We start from the raw sequence: 20,249 nt of genomic DNA, 5'->3' as shown, positions 1-20,249 counted from the left end.
TGCGATACACCCGGGCAGACCAACGGTCTCAATCGGATCCTTCCCTCAGCCTAGTTTTATTGCCTGTCGCTGCACGATTGAAAATATAAGCAAACGTCTCCAACTAGGTGTTATCAGCTTCCCATTGGATATCGCTCATGACCGACCCACTCCTCATCCCCTGTCCCCACTGCAACGGCCTCAACCGCATTCCCGCCGAACGCCTCAACGACCACCCGAAATGCGGTCGCTGCAAGGCCGAAGTCCTGCTGAACAAACCGTTTGAATTGAAGCAAGGCGACTACGCCAGCCAGATCAAGGGCGATCTGCCGCTGCTGGTGGATGTGTGGGCAGACTGGTGCGGGCCGTGCAAGTCGTTTGCACCGGTGTTCGAGCAGGCAGCCGGGCAACTGGCGGGCAAGTGCCGGCTGGCCAAGCTGGACAGCGAGGCAAACCAACAGTTGTCGGCGCAGTTGGGGATTCGCTCGATTCCGAGCCTGATCCTGTTCAAGAACGGCCGGGAAGTCGCCCGGCAGAGCGGGGCTTTCCCGTTACCGCAACTGATGAGCTGGTTGCGTAGCCAGGAGATCTGAAACAACACAGACCCTGTGGGAGCGAGCCTGCTCGCGAAGGCGGACTGACATTCAATAAAGATGTCGCCTGATACACCGCTTTCGCGAGCAGGCTCGCTCCCACAGTATTTCTATGTAGCCAGCCAGGATCAGGCGTTTTCCAGCAGGTTGTGCAGCTCAACGAATTGCTGCGTCAGCTTGTGCCGTGGATCGAGATGGATCAGCGGCGTATTGGCCTGGTGGGATTCGCGCATGCGTACCGAGCTGGCCAGGTACACCGGCAACACCGGCAGGCCTTCGGCGATCAGCTCATCGAGGATTTGCTGAGGCAGGCTGGCGCGGGCCTGGAACTGGTTGACGACGATGCCTTCGACTTCCAGGCCTTCGTTATGGTCATCCCTCAACTCGTCGATTTCCGCCATCAGGCCGTACAGGGCCTGGCGTGAAAAACTGTCGCAATCGAAGGGGATCAACACACGATCAGCGGCAATCAGCGCAGAAACCGCATAAAAGTTCAACGCCGGCGGAGTATCAAGGTAAATCCGGTCGTAGTCTTCGCTCAGCTCTTCCAGCAACTTACGCAGTTTGTTGATCTTGTGCTTGGCTTCAAGCTTTGGCTGCAAGTCTGCCAGCTCGGCGGTGGCAGTAATGACGTGGAGGTTATCGAACGGGGTTTCGTAGATGTCGACCTGATTCTTTTTGGAGAACGGTCCGGAAGACAGCGTCTGCTTGAAGAAATCGGCGATGCCCATCGGAATGTCGCTGCCTGTGAGCCCCGTCAGGTACTGAGTGGAGTTGGCCTGGGCATCGAGATCCACCAACAAGGTGCGAAAACCCTCGCTGGCACTGACCGCCGCCAGATTGCAGGCAATGCTGGATTTGCCAACGCCACCTTTCTGATTGAACACCACGCGCCGCATGTCAAAACCTCCGTGTATCAAAGAATGACCGAGTGTAGTGGTCCACGGTATGGCTACGCTACCTCACTAGTGCAAGGACTACACAGTCAGTTGCTTTCTCTTGCACGAAAGACCCTGAATGGCCCGGCGGCTCGACGCAAGAACCGACAAACGGGGTAAAAATTTTGTGAATAATTACCAATCATTCAATTTTTTCAAGCCGGTCACTCCAACTTGCTGAGCAAAATGTAACCAGCATTTGCTACACGTTCCCGGCACCGGGATAATGCGCGCCACTCGGCGCCAAACGCCACGCAGGGTAAGTCCCGGCTCTCGGCCACTCCCAGCGTCAAGTAAGCCCGTGAGGGTGGGATGAATGTCTGTGATCAACTTCAACATCGCCCAATGGCGCGCCTGGGGCCCGGGGCTTGATAGCGTGAATGACTGGCAGGCCTGGTGCCGACAACCGGTCGTGCTGCCGGACAGCGATGCCGCTCCCGACGTTTCCTTTCTGCCGGCCATGCAGCGTCGGCGGCTCAGCCGTCTGGCGCGCATGGCATTCAGTGTCGGCTGGCCATTGGCCGAAGGTCGGCAGGATCTGCCATTGGTCTTTGTTTCCCGTCACGGCGAAACGCCCCGCACGGTCGAGATTCTCAGCGATCTGGCCACCGATCAGCCGCTGTCGCCAACCCGGTTCAGCTTGTCGGTGCATAACGCAATCATTGGCTTGTGGTCGATCATGCGGGGTGAAACCAGCGAAATGACCGCCCTGGCCGCCGCAGGCGATGGCCTGGAACATGGCATGCTCGAAGCTGCCGCGCTGCTGGCTGAAGGCGCCGGCGCGGTACTGCTGGTGGTCACCGAAGAGCGGCCGCCCGAGGCTTACTCGACCTGGATCGACGACGTGCCGTTCCCGTATGCCGTCGGCCTGCTGATCACACCCGGCACCGACTGGCGGTTGTCCCTGAACAGCTCCTCGGATGCGTTGTCCAAATCCCGCTGGCCCCACGCGCTTAATCTGTTGTGTGCGCTGCTCGGCCAGCAAACCACCTGCCAACATGCCTGGAAAAATCGTGTATGGACCTGGCAACGCAACCCGTGACCGAGAAAAACCGCGACGCCTACTACTGGCGCTTGCTGGCCACCGCCGCGAGCTTTGCCCTGTTCGGGTTGGGCGGCCTGTGCCTGCGCCTGGTGATTTTCCCTGTGCTGAACGGCCTGCCGGGCGATGCCCGAACCCATCGGCTGCGGGCCCGGCAAACGGTCAGCCGCTGTTTCTGGATTTTTGTGCGTTTCATGGCCCGTACCGGGGTGCTGACCTACAGCATTGAAGGCGCGGAAAAGCTCGGTCGTCCCGGGCAAATGATCATTGCCAATCACCCTTCGCTGATCGACGTGGTCTTTCTGATCGGCCTGGTGCGTCACGCCAACTGTGTGGTCAAGCAAAGCCTCTGGGAAAACCCCTTCACCCGCGGTCCCCTGCGCTGCACCGAATACATCAGCAACGACGGCAGCATGGACATGCTCGACGCCGCTGCCGACGCGCTGAAAGACGGCCAGACCCTGATCATTTTCCCGGAAGGTACGCGCACCCAACCCGGCCAGCCGCCGGCCTTTCATCGGGGCGGCGCGGCAATCGCCCTGCGTGGTGCGAAAATCCTCACCCCGGTCATTATCAAGGTCAGCCCGACCACATTGACCAAGGCCGAGCCCTGGTATCGCATCCCCAAGCGGCGCGTGCACTTCAGTTTCCGGGTCGGGGCCGATATAGACCCACAGACCTTCGCCACGCAGGGGCCGGCTCCGCAGGCCTCGCGCAAGCTCAACGATTATCTACATTCTTACTTTATTAAGGAGCTCGCCGAAGATGAGCGATCTGCACCGTGATATCAAAATGCTTATCATCGACGCCCTTGGCCTCGAAGACATCAGTGCCGAAGACATCGGCAACGAGCAGACCCTGTTCGGCGAAGGCCTGGGCCTGGACTCGGTGGACGCCCTGGAACTGGGCCTGGCCATCCAGAAAAAGTACGGCATCAAAATCGACGCCGATGCCAAGGACACACGTAATCACTTCAGTAACGTGGCGAGCCTTGCGGCCTTCGTCACTGCAAAACAGGCAGCTTGAGACCGGACCATGCAAACTCGTGACGACATCTTCAACACCCTGCGCGATGCCCTGGTCGAACTCTTCGAACTGGACCCCGAGCGTGTGAGCCTGGAATCCAACCTGTATCAGGACCTGGAAATCGACAGCATCGATGCGGTCGACCTGATTGACCACATCAAACGCCAGACCGGCAAGAAAATCGCCGCCGAAGAATTCAAATCGGTGCGTACCGTCAGTGACGTGGTCGAGGCGGTCTACCGTCTGGTTCAACCGGCCGCATGAATCGACTGATTGGCCTCGGCCTGCTGCTGGCAGGCCTTTTGTATCCCTTTGCGGTGTATTTCGGCATGGAGCATTTCGCCCCGTGGCAGTTCGGGCTGCTGCTGGGCGGACTGTGGCTGGCCCGGGCGCTGACTGGCAAACGACGGCCTGGCAGCCTGTGGATGGCCACGGTGGCCATTGTGTTCTGTCTGTTGCTGGCACTGTTCGACAGCCCGGCGCTGTTGCGCTGGTATCCGGTGTTGATCAGCAGCTTCATGCTGGCGCTGTTCGGATCGAGCCTGACATTCGGCCCACCGATAGTCGAACGCCTGGCCCGGGTACGCGAGCCGCAATTGCCGGCCGAGGGCATTCGCTACACCCGCCAGGTGACCATCGCCTGGAGTGTTTTTTTTCTATGCAACGGTTTGTGTGCCGCCGCCCTGACCCTCTGGGCGCCGCTGAGCTGGTGGACGCTGTACACCGGCCTGATTTCCTACGGATTGATAGGCCTGATGTTTGCCATTGAATGGCTCATACGACAAAGGGTACGAGGCCGCCCATGAATTGGATAAAACTTGAGCATCTGCTGCTCAAGGCTCAGCCTGAGCGGGCCGTAACGACCGCCCCGGCACTGGATCACGCCCGACTGTGCGAGCAGGCGCTGCGCCTGGCCGCCGGCCTGCAAGCCCGGGGAGTGCGGCAGATGGCCGTGCACCTTGAGGATGCCGCCGACCTGGCGATTGCCCTGTTCGGCGCCTGGCGTGCCGGGGTCAGTGTGCTGCTGCCGTCCGACCTGCAACCCCAGACCCGCCAACGCTGGTCAGGTGAAGTCGATCTGTGGCTGAGCGATCAGCCCGATGATGCACACCTGAGCGAGTTTCGTCATCCGCCACTGAGTGCCGCCGCACTGGACCTGGATAACTGCCGACTCAGCCTGTGCACATCCGGCTCCAGTGGCGAGCCCAAGCGCATCGAAAAAAACCTGCGCCAACTGGCCAATGAAGTCGAAGCCCTGGAACAGCTGTGGGGCGCAGACCTGGGCCCGGCGTGCATCATTGGCAGCGTCGCCACCCAGCACATCTACGGCCTGTTGTTTCGGGTGCTGTGGCCGCTGTGCGCCGGGCGCCCGTTCGTACGTCGGCAACTGGCTTTTCCGGAAGACCTGCAACGCGCCAGCCGCGAACACCCGGCCTTCGCCTGGGTGGCCAGCCCGGCGTTGCTCAAGCGCATGGGCGACAACCTCGACTGGCCTGCCTTGAGCGCGGTACGCCGGGTGTTTTCCTCCGGCGGCGCACTGCCGGTCGAGGCCGCACAGAGCCTGCATGGGCGTCTGGGGCAATGGCCAACGGAAATCTTTGGCAGTTCGGAAACCGGCGGCATCGCCTGGCGTCAGGACGCGGAACTCTGGCAGCCCTTTGCCGATGTCACGCTGACCCAGGACAGTGACGGTGCACTGCTGATCGCTTCGCCGTATTTACCCAATGGCCATGTCGAACACACTGCCGATGCTGTGCGCTTCGCCGTCGATGGTCGCTTCGAGTTGCTTGGGCGACTGGACCGTATCGTCAAGCTGGAAGAAAAACGCATCTCGCTGCCGATGCTGGAACAGGCGCTGGCAGCCCATGAATGGGTCATCGAAGCGCGGCTCGGCGTGGTACAAGAAAACCGCGCCTCCCTGGGGGCGTTGTTGGTGCTGAGCGAGGCCGGTTTGCATGTGCTGCGCAATCAGGGTCGACGCAGCCTCACCGAGCAATTGCGCCAGCACCTGAGCCAACACTGCGAAGCGCTGGCCCTGCCAAGACGCTGGCGCCTGCTGCGACAACTGCCGCTGAACGCTCAGGGCAAACTGCCCCAGGCCAACGTCGACGCCCTGCTGTTGGCGGCGCGCCCCAAAGCGCCCGAGGTGCTGGAGCAAGTCGAAAGCAATGGCGAGTGGAGCCTGCAATTGGCCGTGCCACCGGACCTGGCCTATTTCAGCGGTCATTTCCCCAAGGCGCCGGTGTTGCCTGGCGTGGTGCAGGTGGACTGGGCACTGAGCCTGGGTCGGCAACTGATGAACCTGCCGGAAAAATTCGCCGGCATGGAAGTCTTGAAATTCCAGCAACTGGTGCGCCCGGGGGATGAAATCCAGCTGCACCTGCGCTTCGACTCGGCGCGCGGCAAATTGTATTTCGCCTATCGCAATGAAACCGCCACCTGCTCCAGCGGGCGGATCTTGCTGGAGGCGGCGCATGTATAAGCTGGGTGAGTGCTGCGCACTCAATCGCGAGCAGGTCGAATCGTCGCACCGTCGCTCCCACACTGGATTTGTGAACGCCGCGAACCCCATGTGGGAGCGAGCCTGCTCGCGATGCAGACACCTCGGTCCCACAGAGGTGAACCAACATGCATAGCCCCTGCGCCATCATCCCGGTGTACAACCACGAAACAGCCATTACCACGGTGGTCGATGCGCTGATCGCCAGCCATCTGCCGTGCATCCTGGTGGACGATGCCAGCAGCCCGCGCTGCGCCCGGGTGCTGGATCGCCTGGCCCAGCGTGACATGGTTTACCTGATCCGCCTGGCCGAAAACCAGGGCAAGGGTGGCGCGGTCATGACCGGCTTGCGCGAAGCTTCGCGCCTGGGTTTCAGCCATGCCTTGCAGGTGGATGCCGATGGCCAGCACGATTTGCAGGACGTCCAACGCTTCATCGAACAATCTCGCCGCCATCCTCGGGCGGTGATTTGCGGCTATCCGCAATATGACGCCAGCGTGCCGAAAGGCCGTTTGTATGCGCGCTACCTGACTCACGTCATGGTCTGGATCAACACCCTGTCGCTGCAGATTCGCGACTCCATGTGCGGCTTCCGGGTTTACCCATTGGCGCCGGTCCTGGCGCTGATCGAGTCAGCGAAAATCGGCAAGCGCATGGACTTCGACTCGGACATCCTGGTGCGCCTGGCCTGGCGCAATCAGCCGATGTTGTGGCTGCAAACCAAAGTCCACTACCCGCTGGACGGCGTTTCGCATTTTCGGATGTTCCACGACAACGTGCTGATTTCCAGCATGCACACGCGGCTGTTTTTCGGCATGTTGCTGCGCTCGCCCATGATCCTCTGGCGACGGTGGCGGGCATGAGCGCAGACAAGCAACACTGGGCCGACCGCCAGGAGCGGGGCAGTTTCTGGCTGATGAAGCTCACCGCGTTCGGCGCCAAAGTGCTGGGCCGTCGAGTACTGAGCCCGGTGCTGTATGGCATCGTTCTGTACTTTTTCCTGTTCGGCCGCAGCGCTCGACACAGTGCCTGGCAATACCAGCAACGCCTGGCCGACTGGAGCGGTCGCAGTAAATTGCGTCCGAGCCATTGGCGGGTATTCGGCCAGTTCATGGCCTTCGCCGATTCCATGCTCGACAAACTCGACGTCTGGAACGGCAAGTTGAGCATCGAACAAATCGAAATCATCGACCCGGCGCTGCTGCGTGACCAGTTGCGCGGTGCCCGCGGGCAGATGCTGGTGGGCGCGCACCTGGGCAATCTGGAAGTCTGCCGCGCACTGGCGGAGATCGGCGAGAAAGTCACGATGAACGTGCTGGTGCACACCAAGCACGCCGAACAGTTCAACCGTTTGCTGGGCGAAGCCGGGGCGACCAATTTGCGCCTGATCCAGGTCAGCGAGCTCGACCCCGGGATCATGCTGCAACTGAGTGAACGCCTGGAACGCGGCGAGTGGCTGGCGATCGCCGGCGACCGCGTGCCGTTGCATGGCGGACGCTGCGCGACCGTGGACTTCCTCGGTCATCCGGCCAGATTCCCCCAAGGCCCGTGGCTGCTGGCCGGCCTGCTGAAATGCCCGGTCAACCTGCTGTTGTGCCTGAAAAAGCCCGACGGCGATTATCGACTGACCATTGAGCCGTTCGCCGAGGCAATCACCTGGAAGCGCAGCGACCGCGAACAGGTCATTCATCAGTGGGCCTCCCGCTACGCCGAACGCTTGGGTCACTATTGCCTCGAAGCGCCCCAACAATGGTTCAACTTTTACCCTTTCTGGAAGACCGATGACGACGCCAACGCTTGAGCCGGTAACCTTCGGCGAACGCCCTTTGCGCATTGAAGACGTGCTGGCACTGGCCAACCGCAAAGTGCCGACGCAGTTGCAAAGCGATCCAGCCTACCGCGAGCGCATCGCCAAGGGTGCGCGTTTTCTCGACTCGCTGCTGGACAAGGAAGGCGTGATCTACGGCGTGACCACCGGTTACGGCGATTCCTGCGTGGTCGCGGTGCCGCTGCATCACGTCGAGGCGCTGCCCCGTCATCTGTTCACTTTCCACGGCTGCGGCCTGGGCAAACTGCTCGACGCCCAGGCCACCCGCGCGGTATTGGCCGCGCGTTTGCAGTCGTTGTGCCACGGGGTTTCCGGGGTGCGTGTGGAGTTGCTGGAGCGCCTGCAGGCGTTTCTTGAACACGACATCCTGCCGCTGATTCCGGAAGAAGGTTCCGTGGGCGCCAGTGGTGACCTGACGCCGCTTTCGTACGTGGCCGCCACGCTGTCCGGCGAACGCGAGGTGATGTTCCGCGGCGAGCGCCGGCAGGCTGCCGATGTGCACCGCGAACTCGGCTGGCAGCCGCTGGTGCTGCGTCCGAAAGAAGCCCTGGCATTGATGAACGGCACCGCAGTGATGACTGGTCTGGCCTGCCTGGCCTACGCCCGCGCCGATTATCTGCTGCATCTGGCCACGCGCATCACCGCGCTGAACGTGGTCGCCCTGCAAGGCAACCCGGAGCACTTCGACGAGCGCCTGTTCGCCGCCAAACCACATCCGGGGCAGATGCAGGTCGCCGCGTGGTTGCGCCAGGATCTGGCCATCGACGCGCCGACCGCTCCCCTGCATCGCCTGCAAGATCGCTATTCCCTGCGCTGCGCACCCCATGTGCTGGGCGTACTGGCCGACAGCCTGAACTGGCTGCGTTCGTTCATCGAGATCGAGCTCAACAGCGCCAACGACAACCCGATCATCGACGCCGAAGCCGAGCGCGTGCTGCACGGTGGGCACTTCTACGGCGGCCACATCGCCTTCGCCATGGACAGCCTGAAAAACCTCGTGGCCAACGTCGCCGACCTGCTGGATCGGCAACTCGCGCTGCTGGTGGACGAGCGCTACAACCATGGCTTGCCGAGCAACCTGTCCGGCGCCACGGCCGACCGCGCCATGCTCAACCACGGCTTCAAGGCGGTGCAGATCGGCACCAGCGCCTGGACTGCCGAAGCCCTGAAGAACACCATGCCGGCCAGCGTCTTCTCGCGCTCCACCGAATGCCACAACCAGGACAAAGTGAGCATGGGCACCATCGCCGCCCGGGATGCGATCCGCGTGCTGGAACTCACCGAACAGGTAGCGGCCGCTACGCTGCTGGCGGCCAATCAGGGCGTCTGGCTGCGCGGCCAGGCCGAAGATGCACGACCATTGCCACCCGCTTTGGCCGCCATGCATCAAGCTCTGGCCAAGGACTTCCCGCCGGTCATCGAAGACCGCGCGCTGGAAGGCGAATTGCGCCTGTGCCTGCATCGCATCGCCGAACAACACTGGAGGCTGCATGCGTAGCAAGGGATTTCTCTACACCGACACGGAAATCGTCGTACCGTTCTTTGACGTCGACAGCATGCACGTGGTCTGGCACGGCCATTACGTCAAATACCTGGAGGTGGCCCGCTGTGCGCTGCTGGACAAGATCGGCCACAACTACACGGCGATGAACGAATCAGGTTATGCGTGGCCGGTGATCGACCTGCAATTGCGCTACGTGCGCGGTGCGGTGTTCGGTCAGACACTCAACGTGCGCGCCAACCTGGTGGAGTGGGAGAACCGTTTGAAGATCAATTACCTGATCAGCGACCTGCAAACCGGTGAGCGCTTGACCCGCGCTGTCTCCGTGCAGGTCGCGGTCGACATGAGCAATCGCGAGATGCAACTGGCTTCGCCGAAGGTCTTCACCGATGCGGTAGAGAAGGCCCTGCCATGAGGTTCTGCGTCCCCCGCTCCCCTGTAGGAGCGAGCTTGCTCGCGATGGTCGTTAACGATGACACTGGGAACCTGACACCCCGCGGTGCTCTCAGGTTTTTCGCGAGCAAGCTCGCTCCTACAGTGTTCTGCGTGTTACTGGGCATTCCTGGACTGGCCCAAGCCTTTGACCTGCAACAACTCAGCGATCAACTGGCCCGGCCCGAGGTGATCCACGGCCATTTCATCCAGGAAAAACACCTGCGCGCCCTGCCCCAACCGCTGACCAGCAAGGGCTCGTTCGTGCTGGCGAAAAACCACGGCCTGTTGTGGTTGCTGAAAACACCACTGCAACAGGACTATCGCATCACCGCCAAAGGCATTGCCCGGCGTGACGGCATTGTGTGGCAAATGCTGCCGGGCAAAAGCGCCGGTGCCGAGCAGAACCGTTTGTTCCTCGCCGTGCTGCAAGGCGACAGCAGTGGCCTGCAACGGGATTTCGAGTTGTCCCTGAGCGGCGACGCGCAGAACTGGAAGCTCACGCTGCTGCCGCGCTCGATGCTGCTCAAGCAGGTGTTCAACCAGATCAACATTACCGGCGCAGAACTGGTGCACAGCATCGAACTGCTCGAGACCCAGGGCGACAGTACGTTGTTGCGCATGCAGGACAGCACCAGCGCCCAGCCGTTGAGCGACGCGGAGCAGCATGACTTTGCCGAGTGAACGGTGGTTGCCCCGGCTGTTTCTGATCCTGCTGCTGGCAGTACTGGCGCTCGCCGGTTGGCAATGGCGTGGCGCCGCGCCGCTATCGGCCAACCTGATGGACCTGGTGCCCGGCACGGCGCCCGATGCCTTGGAACTGCGCGCAGAACAACGCATGCAAGAGCCGCTGAACCGCGAAATGCTGGTGCTGGTCGGCCACAGCGATCGTCAGCAGGCCGTCGCCATGGCGCAGACACTCGGCGAGCAATGGCAGGCCAGCGGCTTGTTCGAAAAGGTCCAGTGGACCCTGCAAGCCGACTTGCCGGCACTGCGCACGCAGTTGCTGCAAGGTCGCCTGGCGATGCTCCAGGCGGCGGATCGACAACTATTGATCGAGCACCCCGACACCTTTATCCAGCAACGGGTGCAGGCGTTGTTCGACCCGTTCAACGGTTACAGCCTGGTGCCGAGCCAGGACGACTGGCTGGGCCTGACCGGGCGCATCCAGAACAGCCAGCCGCAACGCGGTTCGGTGCAACTGGACATCGGCAGCGGCGCCCTGGTCGCCGATGCCGACGGCAAGAGCTGGGTGCTGTTGCGCGCGCGCACCACCGGCAACGCCTTCGACATGGACCTGCCGCTGCAAGTGGCCGACCTGCTCGAACACAGCCGCGAAGAAGCCGCCCGACACGACGTGCAACTACTCGCCGCCAGCGGCCTGTTGTACGCAGCCAGCGGGCAACAGCAGGCCGCCCGGGAGATGACCTGGGTCGGTGGCGGTGCCACCGTGGGGATTTTGTTGCTGCTGCTGTTGGCCTTCCGGCGCTGGCGCGTCTTGCTGGCGTTCGTGCCGGTGCTGGTGGGCATGATCTTCGGCGCGGTGGCCTGCGTGGCGTTATTCGGCCATATGCACGTGATGACCCTGGTGCTGGGTTCGAGCCTGATCGGTGTTGCGGTCGATTACCCGCTGCATTACCTGTCCAAAAGCTGGAGCCTGAAACCCTGGCACAGCTGGCCTGCCCTGCGCCTGACCTTGCCCGGTTTGACCCTGAGCCTGATCACCAGCGGCATCGGTTACCTGGCCTTGGCCTGGACACCCTTCCCGGCGCTGACCCAGATTGCCGCGTTCTCTGCCGCCGGTTTGCTCGGTGCCTATTTGTCCGCCGTGTGTCTGCTGCCGGCATTGCTCAAGGGCGTAGACCTTCGCCCGGCGCAATGGCCATTGCGCGTTTGCGAGCTATTGCTGGGCTGTCGTGAAGCACTGCTCAAACAGTTGAAAACACCAGTCTTGTTGGCGTTGCTGATCGTCTTTTGCCTGGGCGGCCTGTTGCAGCTGGGCAGCAAAAACGACATCCGTCAGTGGATCAGCGCACCGCAACAATTGACCGACGAAGCCCAGGCCATTGCCCGGATCACGGGCTATCAACCCACCAGCCAGTTCTTTCTGATACGCGCCGCCAATCAGCAGCAACTGCTCGAACGTCAGACCGCTCTGAGAGAACGGCTGGATCAATTGATTGGCCTGGAAAAGCTCCAGGGTTATCTGTCGCTCAATCAACTGGTCAGCCCGCCGAACGAACAGCTACAGGTGCGCGAAGCGTTGAGCAAACTGCCTTCGTTCTGGCGGCCGTTGCTCGACATCGGCGTACCGGCCGAGGCGCTGCAGGCCGAGCTGACGAAGCTGCAGGCACTGCCGACCGTGGACATTGACGCTGCGCTCAGCGGCCCGTTGGCAGAACCCTACCGGCCCCTGTGGCTGGGGCCGACCGATGACGGCGTGGCGGCGATGGTCAGCCTGCAAGGCATCAACAACCCGGCCCTGCTGCGGCTCCAGGGTGAGGATTTACCCGGCGTGACACTGGTGGATCGACTGGGTGAATTGAACAATGTCTTCGCGGCCACCCAAATCAGTGCCGCAGAACTGAAACTCGCCTCCTGCGTGTTGATCGTGCTGGTGCTGATCCTGCCATTCGGCCTCGGCGGCGCGTTGCGTATCGTGTCCCTGCCCCTGCTGGCGGCGTTATGCAGCCTGGCCAGCCTCGGCTGGCTGGGGCAGCCGCTGACCCTGTTCAGCCTGTTCGGCCTGCTGCTGGTGACGGCGATCAGTGTCGATTACGCGATCCTGATGCGCGAACAGGTCGGCGGCGCGGCCGTGAGCCTGCTGGGTACTTTGCTGGCGGCGTTGACCACCTGGCTGTCGTTCGGCCTGCTGGCGGTGTCGAGTACTCCGGCGGTGAGCAGCTTCGGACTGTCGGTGAGCCTGGGCCTGATCTTCAGCTTCCTGCTCGCGCCGTGGGCCGGTCGCCAGGTGCATGAGCCCACGGCCGTGGAGCGGGCAACATGATGGTCGTTCTGTTCTGGGCGATGGCGCTGGTGTTGTTCGCCGTGGCGACTCGTGTTGGCCGGCATTTCGGCCTGATTCCCATCGTCAGCCAGTTGTTGCTGGCGACCCTCGGCTTGCCGCTGTTGATGTATTTCTGGATCGAGCCCCAATGGCAGTTAAGCGGTGCGCTGCTGGTGTCACCGGGCTGGCTGAAGAACCTCTACAGCCTGAGCTTTGCCCTGTTGCTGGGCTACATCCTCAGCGATGTGATCGACCTGCAACTGGATCGCCAAAGCCTGAAAATCGCCCTGCCCAGCTTTTGCATTCCGTTTGCCTGCGGCCTGGCCACGGCGGTCTGGTTGTTACCGCCGCAACCGTGGATCAGCTCGCTGGCCGTCGGCCTGTTGTTCGCCATCACCGCGATCCCGGTGTTGTACCTGTACCTGCGGCACATCGATTACCCACCCGCCGCCACCCGGCGACTGGTGCAGACCGCGATCCTCATCGACCTCGCCTGCTGGACGCTGTTCGGCATCGCCCAGGGCAGCCTGCACTTGAGCAGCCTGTTGCTGCCGCTGGCCGGCGCGTGCCTGCCGGTGCTGCTGCGGTTGCTCGGCTTGCGCCAGACATGGCTCTACAGCCTGAGCTTTTTCGCCCTGCTGGTCGTCGCCGAACACTTCAAGCTCAATGCGCTGATTTTCGGCATCGGCTATGTGTTGATCATGGCCGCTCTGAAAGCCCCACTGGTCCTGCCGCTACCGGCCGTGTGGATGGGTCGCTTGCAGACATACATCGCCATCCCGTTGATCCTCACGTTCGGCATCGTGCAGATCAACGTGCACAGCGCGATAGACAGCCTCGGCTGGGTGCAACTGCTCGCCCTGCTGCTGTTGCCGATGCTGAGCAAACTGCTGGGTAACTGGCTCGGCCTCGGTTGGGCCGGGGCCTCGTTCCAGGGCGCCAGCCGCTGGCGGGAAAGCGTGCTGCTGAACATCCGCGGCTTGAGCGAGATCGTTTTTCTCAACCTGCTGCTGCAACAGCAACTCATCAGTCCGCCGCTGTACTTTGCCCTGATGCTCATGGGCCTGATCGCCACACTGCTGCCAGCCCTGACCGGCATGCATCGAATCCCCCTGAAAGCCGCTGTCCCTGCAAGGAGCTCCCATGCCAACCGCTGAAATGGAATGTCGCCAGGTCGTGGTCATCGGCGCCGGTCCATCCGGTGCCATCGCCGCCGCGCTGCTCAAGCGCAAGGGACACGATGTGCTGGTGATCGAGCGCCAGCATTTCCCACGGTTTTCCATCGGTGAAAGCCTGTTGGCCCATTGCCTGGACTTCGTCGAGGAAGCGGGCATGCTCGACGCCGTCAACGTGGCCGGATTCCAGGTGAAAACCGGTGCCGCGTTTGCCTGGGGCGAGCGCTACAGCGCGTTTGATTTCGGCGAGACGTTCAGCGACGGCAAATCGACGACCTTTCAGGTCCAGCGCGCCGATTTCGACAAACTGCTGGCCGATCAGGCCGCGCTGCAGGGCGTGGAGATCCGCTATGGCGAGACCATCGTCAGCGTCGACATTGACCCGGTAAAACCGCAACTCGGCGTGCGCCGCGAAGACGGTAGCGAGTACCGTATCGAGGCCGGTTTCCTGCTCGATGCCAGTGGTTACGGCCGTGTGCTGCCGCGCTTGCTCGACCTCGAGGCGCCGTCGAACTTCCCGGTGCGTCAGGCCGTGTTCACTCACGTCGAAGACCGTATCGACCTCCCGACCTTCGACCGCAGCAAGATCCTCGTGACCACTCATCCGACCCAGCGTGACGTGTGGTTCTGGACCATCCCGTTCAGCAACGGGCGTTGCTCGGTCGGCGTGGTCGCCGCCGAGGAACGTTTTGCCGGCCGCAGCGACAATCTGGATGAGTGCCTGCGCAGCTTTATCGCCGAGACGCCAAGCCTGGCCAGCGTGTTGCTAAATGCGCAGTGGGACACCGAGGCCCGAACCATTGGCGGTTACTCGGCCAACGTCAAAACCCTGCATGGCCCTGGCTTCGCGCTGCTGGGCAATGCCGCGGAATTCCTCGACCCGGTGTTTTCCTCCGGCGTGACCATCGCCATGCGTTCGGCAAGCATGGCCGCCGGGGTCTTGCACCGTCAGTTGCAAGGCGAAGCCGTCGACTGGCAAACCGAGTTCGCCGAACCGCTCAAGCGCGGCGTCGACACCTTCCGTTGCTATGTCGAAGGCTGGTACGCCGGGACCTTCCAGGACGTGATTTTCCATGAGGGCAGCTCAAAGGAAATCCGCGGGATGATCAGCTCCATACTTGCCGGATATGCCTGGGATCAAAGCAACCCGTTCGTCAGTGAAGCCAGGCGCCGGTTGAAGGTGATATCGGAGTTCTGTGCGAAGGATGCGTCATGAACTTCTTGAGCGACCACTACGTCGAAGAAACCCGTTTCGGGTTGTGGTTCCTGCGCAGCCAGATCTGGCAACACTATGTGCTGCGGCTGGCGATCGACGATTTGCGCAACCTGTTCAGCGAAGCGCTGCCTGGCAGCCCGGTGCTGCTGGATGCCGGTTGCGGCCAGGGCAAGTCATTCCCGCTGCTGCGCCAGGCCTTTGCGCCCGGTCGCCTGATTGGCGTCGATGCTGACCCCCAGAGCCTGGACCAAAGCCGCGCAGAAGCGGCCCGCCAGGGCATGGAAGTGGAGTTGATCGGCGGCGACTGCGCCAGCCTGAACCTGCCGGATGCCAGTATCGACCTGCTGTTCTGTCACCAGACCTTCCATCATCTGGTGGAGCAGGAACAGGCACTGGCCGAGTTCTACCGTGTACTCAAACCCGGCGGTTATCTGCTGTTCGCCGAATCCACCGAGGCTTACATTGATACCTGGGTGATCCGCTGGTTGTTCCGCCACCCGATGCACGTGCAGAAAAGCGCTGCGCAGTACCTGCAAATGATTCACCGGCAGGGTTTCGAATTTACCGCGCAAAACGTGTCTTATCCGTACCTGTGGTGGAGTCGCGCCAAGGATTTCGGCCTGCTCGAACACTTGGGTGTGTGCAAGCCAAAACCCTTTGGCCAGCGGGAAGAAACCCTGGTCAATGTGGTGGCGCGCAAACCTTTTGAAGGATCCGTGTGATGTTCATTACCCGTCACTTGAACTGCACAACCTGTAGGAGCGAGCCTGCTCGCGATAGCGGTGGGTCAGTCAAAATGGATGTCGACTATAAAGCCGCCATCGCGAGCAGGCTCGCTCCTACAGGGGTTATCGGTGCTATGCGATTTGTGTTGGTCGCTGCAACCCTGCTGCTGAGCGCCTGCGCCGGCCGGGCACCGCTGCCCGAGCAAAATCCGGATCTGCCATTGCCGCTGCAACTGCACATCCAGCTCTTACAGCCCGACGACCGCCAGGACTGGGTGCTGGTGATCCAGCGTGAAGAGGTGGGTATTCGCTGGTCGATGATGGACCTGTTGGGCATTCCCCAGGCCCGCCAGAAATTGATCGATAAAACCTGGGAGGCCGATGGTCTCCTGCCGCCCAATCCACAAGCCCGGGAGCTGTTCGCGGCGCTGCTGTTTGCGCTGACGCCGCAAGATGAACTGGCGGCCAACTATCCCGGCGCCTGGCAGCACGGCAGACAACGCTCCCTGCCAGAGCGCTGGGATATCCGCTACGCACAACCGCAGAATTTTGAATTGAAGCTTCCAAATGGTCCAGCCTATCAAGTCACCCCCTTGAGCGGTGAATCGCCATGACGGTTTACCTCAACGCTCTCGGCCTGGTCTGTGCGCTGGGCCGCGACAAGCAGGAAGTTGCCTGCAACCTGTTTGCCGGCGACTGCGGCGGCATGCGCGAACAAGCCGGTTGGGTGCAGCAACGCACGCTGCCGGTCGGTGCGGTCCAGGGCAAACTGGCAACCCTTCCTGCCGACATGTCGCGCCATCACAGTCGCAACAATCAGTTGTTGCTGGAGGCCACGCTGCAAGTCCGCCCGGACATCGACAGCGCGATCCAGACCTACGGCCGCGACCGCATCGGTGTCGTGCTGGGCACCAGCACCTCGGGTATCGACGAGGCCAGCCAGAGCCTGGCGCATTACCTGCGTGAAAAGCAGTTCCCTGCCGAGTACGACTATCAGCAACAGGAACTCGGAGCACCGGCGAACTTCCTCGCCGAGTGGCTGCACTTGAGCGGGCCGGCCTACGTCATTTCCACGGCCTGCACTTCCAGCGCCCGAGCCCTGATGAGCGCCCAGCGCCTGTTGGACCTGGGCATTTGCGACGCGGTGCTGTGTGGCGGTGTCGACACCTTGTGCAAGCTGACCCTCAACGGTTTCTCGGCGCTGGAAGCGGTCTCGGAACAACGCTGCAATCCGTTTTCGGTGAACCGCAATGGCATTAACATTGGCGAAGCGGCGGTGCTGTTCCTGATGACCAGGCGTGCTAGCGACAGCCAAGCGATTGCCTTGCTCGGCAGCGGCGCCAGTTCCGATGCGCATCACATCTCCGCCCCGGAGCCGACCGGTCGAGGCGCCCTGCAAGCGATGCGCAAAGCCTTGGGCCGCGCCAACCTGCAGCCGGAGCAAATCGCTTATCTGAACCTGCACGGCACCGCCACCCAGCACAACGACGCCATGGAGAGCCAGGCCGTGGCGACGCTGTTCCCGGCCGGCGTGCCCTGTTCGTCGAGCAAACCCATGACCGGCCACACCCTCGGTGCCGCCGGGGCGCTGGAGGCGGCGTTCTGCTGGTTGAGCCTGAGCCCTGACAATTTCGGGCATGCCCTGCCGCCTCACGTCTGGGACGGACAGCCCGATCCCGAACTGCCGCCGCTGCAATGGGTGACCCCGGCCACGCGCCTGACGTCCATTGCACCCCGCTACCTGATGAGCAATTCCTTTGCCTTCGGTGGTAATAACGTCAGCCTGATTATCGGAGACGCCCCATGATTGACTGGCCGCTCGCCGAACTGCTGCCCCACGCTGGCGACATGATCCTTATCGACCGGATCCTGGCGTTCGATGAAGAGCAGATTCACACACGCCTGACCGTCAAGCCCGATGGCCTGTTCAATCTCCCCGACGGCAGTCTGCCAGCCTGGGTCGGCATCGAACTGATGGCCCAGAGCGTGGCCGCCTTCGCCGGTTGCCATGCGCGCCAGCGCGGTGATGCGGTGGAATTGGGCTTCCTGCTCGGTAGCCGCAAATTCGAATGCAACGTCGATCGTTTTCCGGCCGGTACCGAGTTGACCATCCACGGGGTTCGCTCCCTGGAAGACGATAACGGCATGGGCGTGTTCGAATGCCACATCAACGCCCCCGGCATTCACGTCACCGCTCGTCTGAACGTGTTCCGCCCACCCCAGGCCGCTCAATATCTCCATGAACCCGAAGGAGTCCAGTGATGACTGAGTCCGTACTGGTCACCGGTTCCAGCCGTGGCATCGGCCGCGCGATCGCCTTGCGCCTGGCCCAGGCCGGGCACGACATCGTGTTGCATTGCCGCAGCGGCCTGGCCGACGCCGAAGCCGTCAAGGCCGAAGTCGAGGCCTTGGGCCGTCGTGCGCGCATCCTGCAGTTCGATGTGTCCGACCGCGCCCGCTGCAAGGAAATTCTCGAAGCCGACGTGGAGACCCACGGCGCCTACTACGGCGTGGTGCTCAATGCCGGCCTGACCCGCGACGGCGCCTTTCCGGCCTTGAGTGAAGAGGATTGGGATGTGGTGATGCGCACCAACCTCGACGGTTTCTACAACGTGCTGCACCCGGTGATGATGCCGATGATCCGTCGTCGCGCCGCCGGGCGGATTGTCTGCATCACCTCGGTGTCGGGGCTGATCGGCAACCGTGGCCAGGTCAACTACAGCGCCTCCAAGGCCGGGTTGATCGGTGCGGCCAAGGCATTGGCGATCGAGCTGGGCAAGCGCAAAATCACCGTCAACTGTGTCGCACCCGGCCTGATCGACACAGCCATGCTCGACGAAAACGTGCCGGTGGAAGAACTGATGAAAATGATCCCCGCACAACGCATGGGCACCCCTGAAGAGGTGGCCGGCGCGGTGAATTTCCTGATGTCGGCGGAAGCCTCGTACATCACCCGGCAGGTTCTGGCCGTCAACGGAGGCCTGTGCTGATGAAGCGCGTCGTCGTCACCGGCATGGCCGGCATCACCTCACTGGGCAGCGACTGGGAGACCATCGCCGGCAACTTCGCGGCCAACCGCAGCGGCATCCGCCGGATGGACGAGTGGGATCGTTTTACCGAGCTCAACACGCGCCTGGCGGGCCCCATCGATGACTTCAAGGTGCCGAGCCACTGGACCCGCAAGCAACTGCGCAGCATGGGCCGGGTATCACGGCTGGCCGTCGGCGCGTCGGAACTGGCACTGGCCGACGCCGGCCTGTTGGGCGACGAGTCGATCAAGGACGGGCGCATGGGCGTTGCCTGCGGTTCCTCCACCGGCAGCACCGACGAGATCAAGGCATTCGGCAACATGCTGCTCAACTCGGTGGCCGAAGGCCTGAACGCCAACTCCTACGTGCGCATGATGCCGCACACCACCGCGGCCAATATCAGCATCTTCTTCGGCCTCACCGGTCGCCTGATTCCCACCTCCAGCGCCTGCACCAGCGGCAGCCAGGGCATCGGCTATGCCTACGAGGCGATCAAGTTCGGGCGACTGCCGCTGATGCTCGCCGGCGGTGCCGAAGAGCTGTGCCCGACCGAAGCCATGGTCTTTGACGCGCTCTACGCCACCAGTCTGAAAAACGACACCCCACAACGCAGCCCACGCCCTTACGACAGTGCACGCGACGGCCTGGTGATTGGCGAAGGCGGCGGCATGCTGGTGCTCGAAGAACTGGAACACGCCCTGGCCCGTGGTGCCCACATCCATGCCGAGATCGTCGGATTCGGCAGCAACGCCGACGGCCAGCACACCACCCGCCCCGAACAAATCACCATGCGCCGGGCCATGGAACTGGCCCTGGAAGACGCCGGGCTGAAACCTTCGGACATCGGCTACGTCAACGGTCACGGCACCGCCACCGAACAGGGCGACATCGCCGAAACCCTGGCCACCAGCAGCCTGTTCGGCGAACACATGCCGATCAGCTCGCAGAAAAGCTTCCTCGGCCACACCCTCGGCGCTTGCGGTGCGCTGGAGTCCTGGTTCAGCATCGAAATGATGAACCGCGACCTGTACGCCCACACCTTCAACCTCGACGAAGTCGATCCGCACTGCGGCAAGCTCGACTACCTGCGCGGCGAGTTTCGGCAGATGAGCAACCAGTACGTGATGAACAATAATTTTGCGTTTGGCGGGGTGAATACTTCGCTGATTTTCAAGCGCTGGCCGTAACCTGAAATATTTCCCCTGTAGGAGCGAGCCTGCTCGCGAAAAACGCCCGGGCAACGCGTTCATTCAGGCTG

Annotated in this window: 22 protein-coding genes; 21 read left to right on the top strand and 1 reads right to left on the bottom strand. The window is 62.2% G+C overall.

Annotated features, from left to right (window positions below; translation table 11 throughout):
- Window positions 1–137 precede the first annotated feature (137 nt).
- On the top strand, window positions 138–572 hold the full coding sequence (gene trxC / locus AC3ITA_RS02055) for a thioredoxin TrxC (RefSeq protein WP_150672346.1): 435 nt from the start codon (window positions 138–140) through the stop codon (window positions 570–572).
- A 128-nt stretch (window positions 573–700) separates the two neighbouring features.
- Here trxC and AC3ITA_RS02050 read toward each other — a convergent pair whose 3' ends face one another.
- On the bottom strand, window positions 701–1,471 hold the full coding sequence (locus AC3ITA_RS02050; protein WP_150672344.1) for a ParA family protein: 771 nt from the start codon (window positions 1,469–1,471) through the stop codon (window positions 701–703).
- Window positions 1,472–1,826: 355 nt separating this feature from the next.
- Between AC3ITA_RS02050 and AC3ITA_RS02045 the strand changes: the two genes are divergently transcribed.
- The 20 genes from AC3ITA_RS02045 (at window position 1,827) to AC3ITA_RS01950 (ending at window position 20,178) form a co-directional block, all read left to right on the top strand.
- On the top strand, window positions 1,827–2,552 hold the full coding sequence (locus AC3ITA_RS02045; RefSeq protein ID WP_414927884.1) for a beta-ketoacyl synthase chain length factor: 726 nt from the start codon (window positions 1,827–1,829) through the stop codon (window positions 2,550–2,552).
- Entirely contained in the window at window positions 2,528–3,337 is an 810-nt protein-coding gene (locus tag AC3ITA_RS02040) for a lysophospholipid acyltransferase family protein (RefSeq protein WP_095943237.1), read from the top strand. The genes AC3ITA_RS02045 and AC3ITA_RS02040 overlap by 25 nt, the downstream gene beginning before the upstream one ends.
- Window positions 3,318–3,578, top strand: coding sequence for a phosphopantetheine-binding protein (locus AC3ITA_RS02035; protein ID WP_095943238.1), 261 nt, complete (start codon window positions 3,318–3,320; stop codon window positions 3,576–3,578). Before AC3ITA_RS02040 ends, AC3ITA_RS02035 begins: the two co-directional genes overlap by 20 nt.
- Before the next feature lie 9 nt (window positions 3,579–3,587).
- On the top strand, window positions 3,588–3,842 hold the full coding sequence (locus AC3ITA_RS02030; RefSeq protein ID WP_007992314.1) for an acyl carrier protein: 255 nt from the start codon (window positions 3,588–3,590) through the stop codon (window positions 3,840–3,842).
- On the top strand, window positions 3,839–4,384 hold the full coding sequence (locus AC3ITA_RS02025) for a COG4648 family protein (protein WP_095943239.1): 546 nt from the start codon (window positions 3,839–3,841) through the stop codon (window positions 4,382–4,384). The genes AC3ITA_RS02030 and AC3ITA_RS02025 overlap by 4 nt, the downstream gene beginning before the upstream one ends.
- Window positions 4,381–6,060, top strand: a complete 1,680-nt coding sequence (locus AC3ITA_RS02020) for an ApeI family dehydratase (RefSeq protein ID WP_489279271.1) — start codon at window positions 4,381–4,383, stop codon at window positions 6,058–6,060. The genes AC3ITA_RS02025 and AC3ITA_RS02020 overlap by 4 nt, the downstream gene beginning before the upstream one ends.
- Before the next feature lie 146 nt (window positions 6,061–6,206).
- Window positions 6,207–6,941 carry a glycosyltransferase family 2 protein gene (locus tag AC3ITA_RS02015; protein WP_489279270.1) on the top strand — a complete coding sequence of 245 codons (735 nt, stop codon included), beginning with the start codon at window positions 6,207–6,209 and terminating at the stop codon, window positions 6,939–6,941.
- Window positions 6,938–7,879, top strand: coding sequence for a lysophospholipid acyltransferase family protein (locus tag AC3ITA_RS02010; protein ID WP_150672340.1), 942 nt, complete (start codon window positions 6,938–6,940; stop codon window positions 7,877–7,879). Before AC3ITA_RS02015 ends, AC3ITA_RS02010 begins: the two co-directional genes overlap by 4 nt.
- Window positions 7,860–9,404 carry an HAL/PAL/TAL family ammonia-lyase gene (locus AC3ITA_RS02005; RefSeq protein WP_489279268.1) on the top strand — a complete coding sequence of 515 codons (1,545 nt, stop codon included), beginning with the start codon at window positions 7,860–7,862 and terminating at the stop codon, window positions 9,402–9,404. The genes AC3ITA_RS02010 and AC3ITA_RS02005 overlap by 20 nt, the downstream gene beginning before the upstream one ends.
- Window positions 9,397–9,822: an acyl-CoA thioesterase gene (locus tag AC3ITA_RS02000; RefSeq protein WP_095943244.1), complete on the top strand. Its 426-nt coding sequence runs from the start codon at window positions 9,397–9,399 to the stop codon at window positions 9,820–9,822. The genes AC3ITA_RS02005 and AC3ITA_RS02000 overlap by 8 nt, the downstream gene beginning before the upstream one ends.
- Window positions 9,819–10,523, top strand: a complete 705-nt coding sequence (locus AC3ITA_RS01995) for an outer membrane lipoprotein carrier protein LolA (protein WP_150672338.1) — start codon at window positions 9,819–9,821, stop codon at window positions 10,521–10,523. Before AC3ITA_RS02000 ends, AC3ITA_RS01995 begins: the two co-directional genes overlap by 4 nt.
- Window positions 10,507–12,846: an MMPL family transporter gene (locus AC3ITA_RS01990; RefSeq protein WP_489279267.1), complete on the top strand. Its 2,340-nt coding sequence runs from the start codon at window positions 10,507–10,509 to the stop codon at window positions 12,844–12,846. The genes AC3ITA_RS01995 and AC3ITA_RS01990 overlap by 17 nt, the downstream gene beginning before the upstream one ends.
- Window positions 12,843–14,003: a sodium:proton antiporter gene (locus AC3ITA_RS01985; protein WP_095943247.1), complete on the top strand. Its 1,161-nt coding sequence runs from the start codon at window positions 12,843–12,845 to the stop codon at window positions 14,001–14,003. The genes AC3ITA_RS01990 and AC3ITA_RS01985 overlap by 4 nt, the downstream gene beginning before the upstream one ends.
- Window positions 13,990–15,237 carry an NAD(P)/FAD-dependent oxidoreductase gene (locus AC3ITA_RS01980; RefSeq protein WP_095943248.1) on the top strand — a complete coding sequence of 416 codons (1,248 nt, stop codon included), beginning with the start codon at window positions 13,990–13,992 and terminating at the stop codon, window positions 15,235–15,237. The genes AC3ITA_RS01985 and AC3ITA_RS01980 overlap by 14 nt, the downstream gene beginning before the upstream one ends.
- Window positions 15,234–15,959 carry a class I SAM-dependent methyltransferase gene (locus AC3ITA_RS01975; RefSeq protein ID WP_414927880.1) on the top strand — a complete coding sequence of 242 codons (726 nt, stop codon included), beginning with the start codon at window positions 15,234–15,236 and terminating at the stop codon, window positions 15,957–15,959. The genes AC3ITA_RS01980 and AC3ITA_RS01975 overlap by 4 nt, the downstream gene beginning before the upstream one ends.
- Complete coding sequence (locus AC3ITA_RS01970) at window positions 15,959–16,576, top strand: hypothetical protein (RefSeq protein ID WP_095943250.1); 618 nt, start codon at window positions 15,959–15,961, stop codon at window positions 16,574–16,576. Before AC3ITA_RS01975 ends, AC3ITA_RS01970 begins: the two co-directional genes overlap by 1 nt.
- Window positions 16,573–17,769, top strand: a complete 1,197-nt coding sequence (locus AC3ITA_RS01965) for a beta-ketoacyl-[acyl-carrier-protein] synthase family protein (RefSeq protein WP_414927878.1) — start codon at window positions 16,573–16,575, stop codon at window positions 17,767–17,769. Before AC3ITA_RS01970 ends, AC3ITA_RS01965 begins: the two co-directional genes overlap by 4 nt.
- On the top strand, window positions 17,766–18,224 hold the full coding sequence (locus tag AC3ITA_RS01960; RefSeq protein WP_095943252.1) for a hotdog family protein: 459 nt from the start codon (window positions 17,766–17,768) through the stop codon (window positions 18,222–18,224). The genes AC3ITA_RS01965 and AC3ITA_RS01960 overlap by 4 nt, the downstream gene beginning before the upstream one ends.
- Window positions 18,224–18,952 carry a 3-oxoacyl-ACP reductase FabG gene (gene fabG / locus AC3ITA_RS01955; RefSeq protein ID WP_095943253.1) on the top strand — a complete coding sequence of 243 codons (729 nt, stop codon included), beginning with the start codon at window positions 18,224–18,226 and terminating at the stop codon, window positions 18,950–18,952. The genes AC3ITA_RS01960 and fabG overlap by 1 nt, the downstream gene beginning before the upstream one ends.
- The gene (locus AC3ITA_RS01950; protein WP_414927876.1) at window positions 18,952–20,178 is read left to right on the top strand and encodes a beta-ketoacyl-ACP synthase; all 1,227 of its coding nucleotides are present in this window, start codon (window positions 18,952–18,954) and stop codon (window positions 20,176–20,178) included. Before fabG ends, AC3ITA_RS01950 begins: the two co-directional genes overlap by 1 nt.
- The last annotated feature ends 71 nt before the right edge of the window (window positions 20,179–20,249 follow it).

It is taken from the genome of Pseudomonas sp. GL_090 (assembly GCF_057837765.1).
The sequence above is the reverse complement of the archived record's forward strand: the minus strand, read 5'-3'. Positions and strand labels throughout refer to the sequence as shown.

Excerpts from the sequence above, each read along its gene's own strand:
- AC3ITA_RS01970 (WP_095943250.1), top strand. The coding sequence starts at position 15,959 with ATGTTCATTACCCGTCACTTGAACTGCACAACCTGTAGGAGCGAGCCT.
- AC3ITA_RS02050 (WP_150672344.1), bottom strand. The coding sequence starts at position 1,471 with ATGCGGCGCGTGGTGTTCAATCAGAAAGGTGGCGTTGGCAAATCCAGC.
- AC3ITA_RS02025 (WP_095943239.1), top strand. The coding sequence starts at position 3,839 with ATGAATCGACTGATTGGCCTCGGCCTGCTGCTGGCAGGCCTTTTGTAT.
- AC3ITA_RS02020 (WP_489279271.1), top strand. The coding sequence starts at position 4,381 with ATGAATTGGATAAAACTTGAGCATCTGCTGCTCAAGGCTCAGCCTGAG.
- AC3ITA_RS02015 (WP_489279270.1), top strand. The coding sequence starts at position 6,207 with ATGCATAGCCCCTGCGCCATCATCCCGGTGTACAACCACGAAACAGCC.
- AC3ITA_RS02035 (WP_095943238.1), top strand. The coding sequence starts at position 3,318 with ATGAGCGATCTGCACCGTGATATCAAAATGCTTATCATCGACGCCCTT.
- AC3ITA_RS02005 (WP_489279268.1), top strand. The coding sequence starts at position 7,860 with ATGACGACGCCAACGCTTGAGCCGGTAACCTTCGGCGAACGCCCTTTG.
- AC3ITA_RS01950 (WP_414927876.1), top strand. The coding sequence starts at position 18,952 with ATGAAGCGCGTCGTCGTCACCGGCATGGCCGGCATCACCTCACTGGGC.
- AC3ITA_RS01995 (WP_150672338.1), top strand. The coding sequence starts at position 9,819 with ATGAGGTTCTGCGTCCCCCGCTCCCCTGTAGGAGCGAGCTTGCTCGCG.
- fabG (WP_095943253.1), top strand. The coding sequence starts at position 18,224 with ATGACTGAGTCCGTACTGGTCACCGGTTCCAGCCGTGGCATCGGCCGC.
- AC3ITA_RS01980 (WP_095943248.1), top strand. The coding sequence starts at position 13,990 with ATGCCAACCGCTGAAATGGAATGTCGCCAGGTCGTGGTCATCGGCGCC.
- trxC (WP_150672346.1), top strand. The coding sequence starts at position 138 with ATGACCGACCCACTCCTCATCCCCTGTCCCCACTGCAACGGCCTCAAC.
- AC3ITA_RS01985 (WP_095943247.1), top strand. The coding sequence starts at position 12,843 with ATGATGGTCGTTCTGTTCTGGGCGATGGCGCTGGTGTTGTTCGCCGTG.
- AC3ITA_RS01990 (WP_489279267.1), top strand. The coding sequence starts at position 10,507 with ATGACTTTGCCGAGTGAACGGTGGTTGCCCCGGCTGTTTCTGATCCTG.
- AC3ITA_RS02000 (WP_095943244.1), top strand. The coding sequence starts at position 9,397 with ATGCGTAGCAAGGGATTTCTCTACACCGACACGGAAATCGTCGTACCG.
- AC3ITA_RS01965 (WP_414927878.1), top strand. The coding sequence starts at position 16,573 with ATGACGGTTTACCTCAACGCTCTCGGCCTGGTCTGTGCGCTGGGCCGC.
- AC3ITA_RS02010 (WP_150672340.1), top strand. The coding sequence starts at position 6,938 with ATGAGCGCAGACAAGCAACACTGGGCCGACCGCCAGGAGCGGGGCAGT.
- AC3ITA_RS02045 (WP_414927884.1), top strand. The coding sequence starts at position 1,827 with ATGTCTGTGATCAACTTCAACATCGCCCAATGGCGCGCCTGGGGCCCG.
- AC3ITA_RS02030 (WP_007992314.1), top strand. The coding sequence starts at position 3,588 with ATGCAAACTCGTGACGACATCTTCAACACCCTGCGCGATGCCCTGGTC.
- AC3ITA_RS02040 (WP_095943237.1), top strand. The coding sequence starts at position 2,528 with ATGGACCTGGCAACGCAACCCGTGACCGAGAAAAACCGCGACGCCTAC.
- AC3ITA_RS01975 (WP_414927880.1), top strand. The coding sequence starts at position 15,234 with ATGAACTTCTTGAGCGACCACTACGTCGAAGAAACCCGTTTCGGGTTG.
- AC3ITA_RS01960 (WP_095943252.1), top strand. The coding sequence starts at position 17,766 with ATGATTGACTGGCCGCTCGCCGAACTGCTGCCCCACGCTGGCGACATG.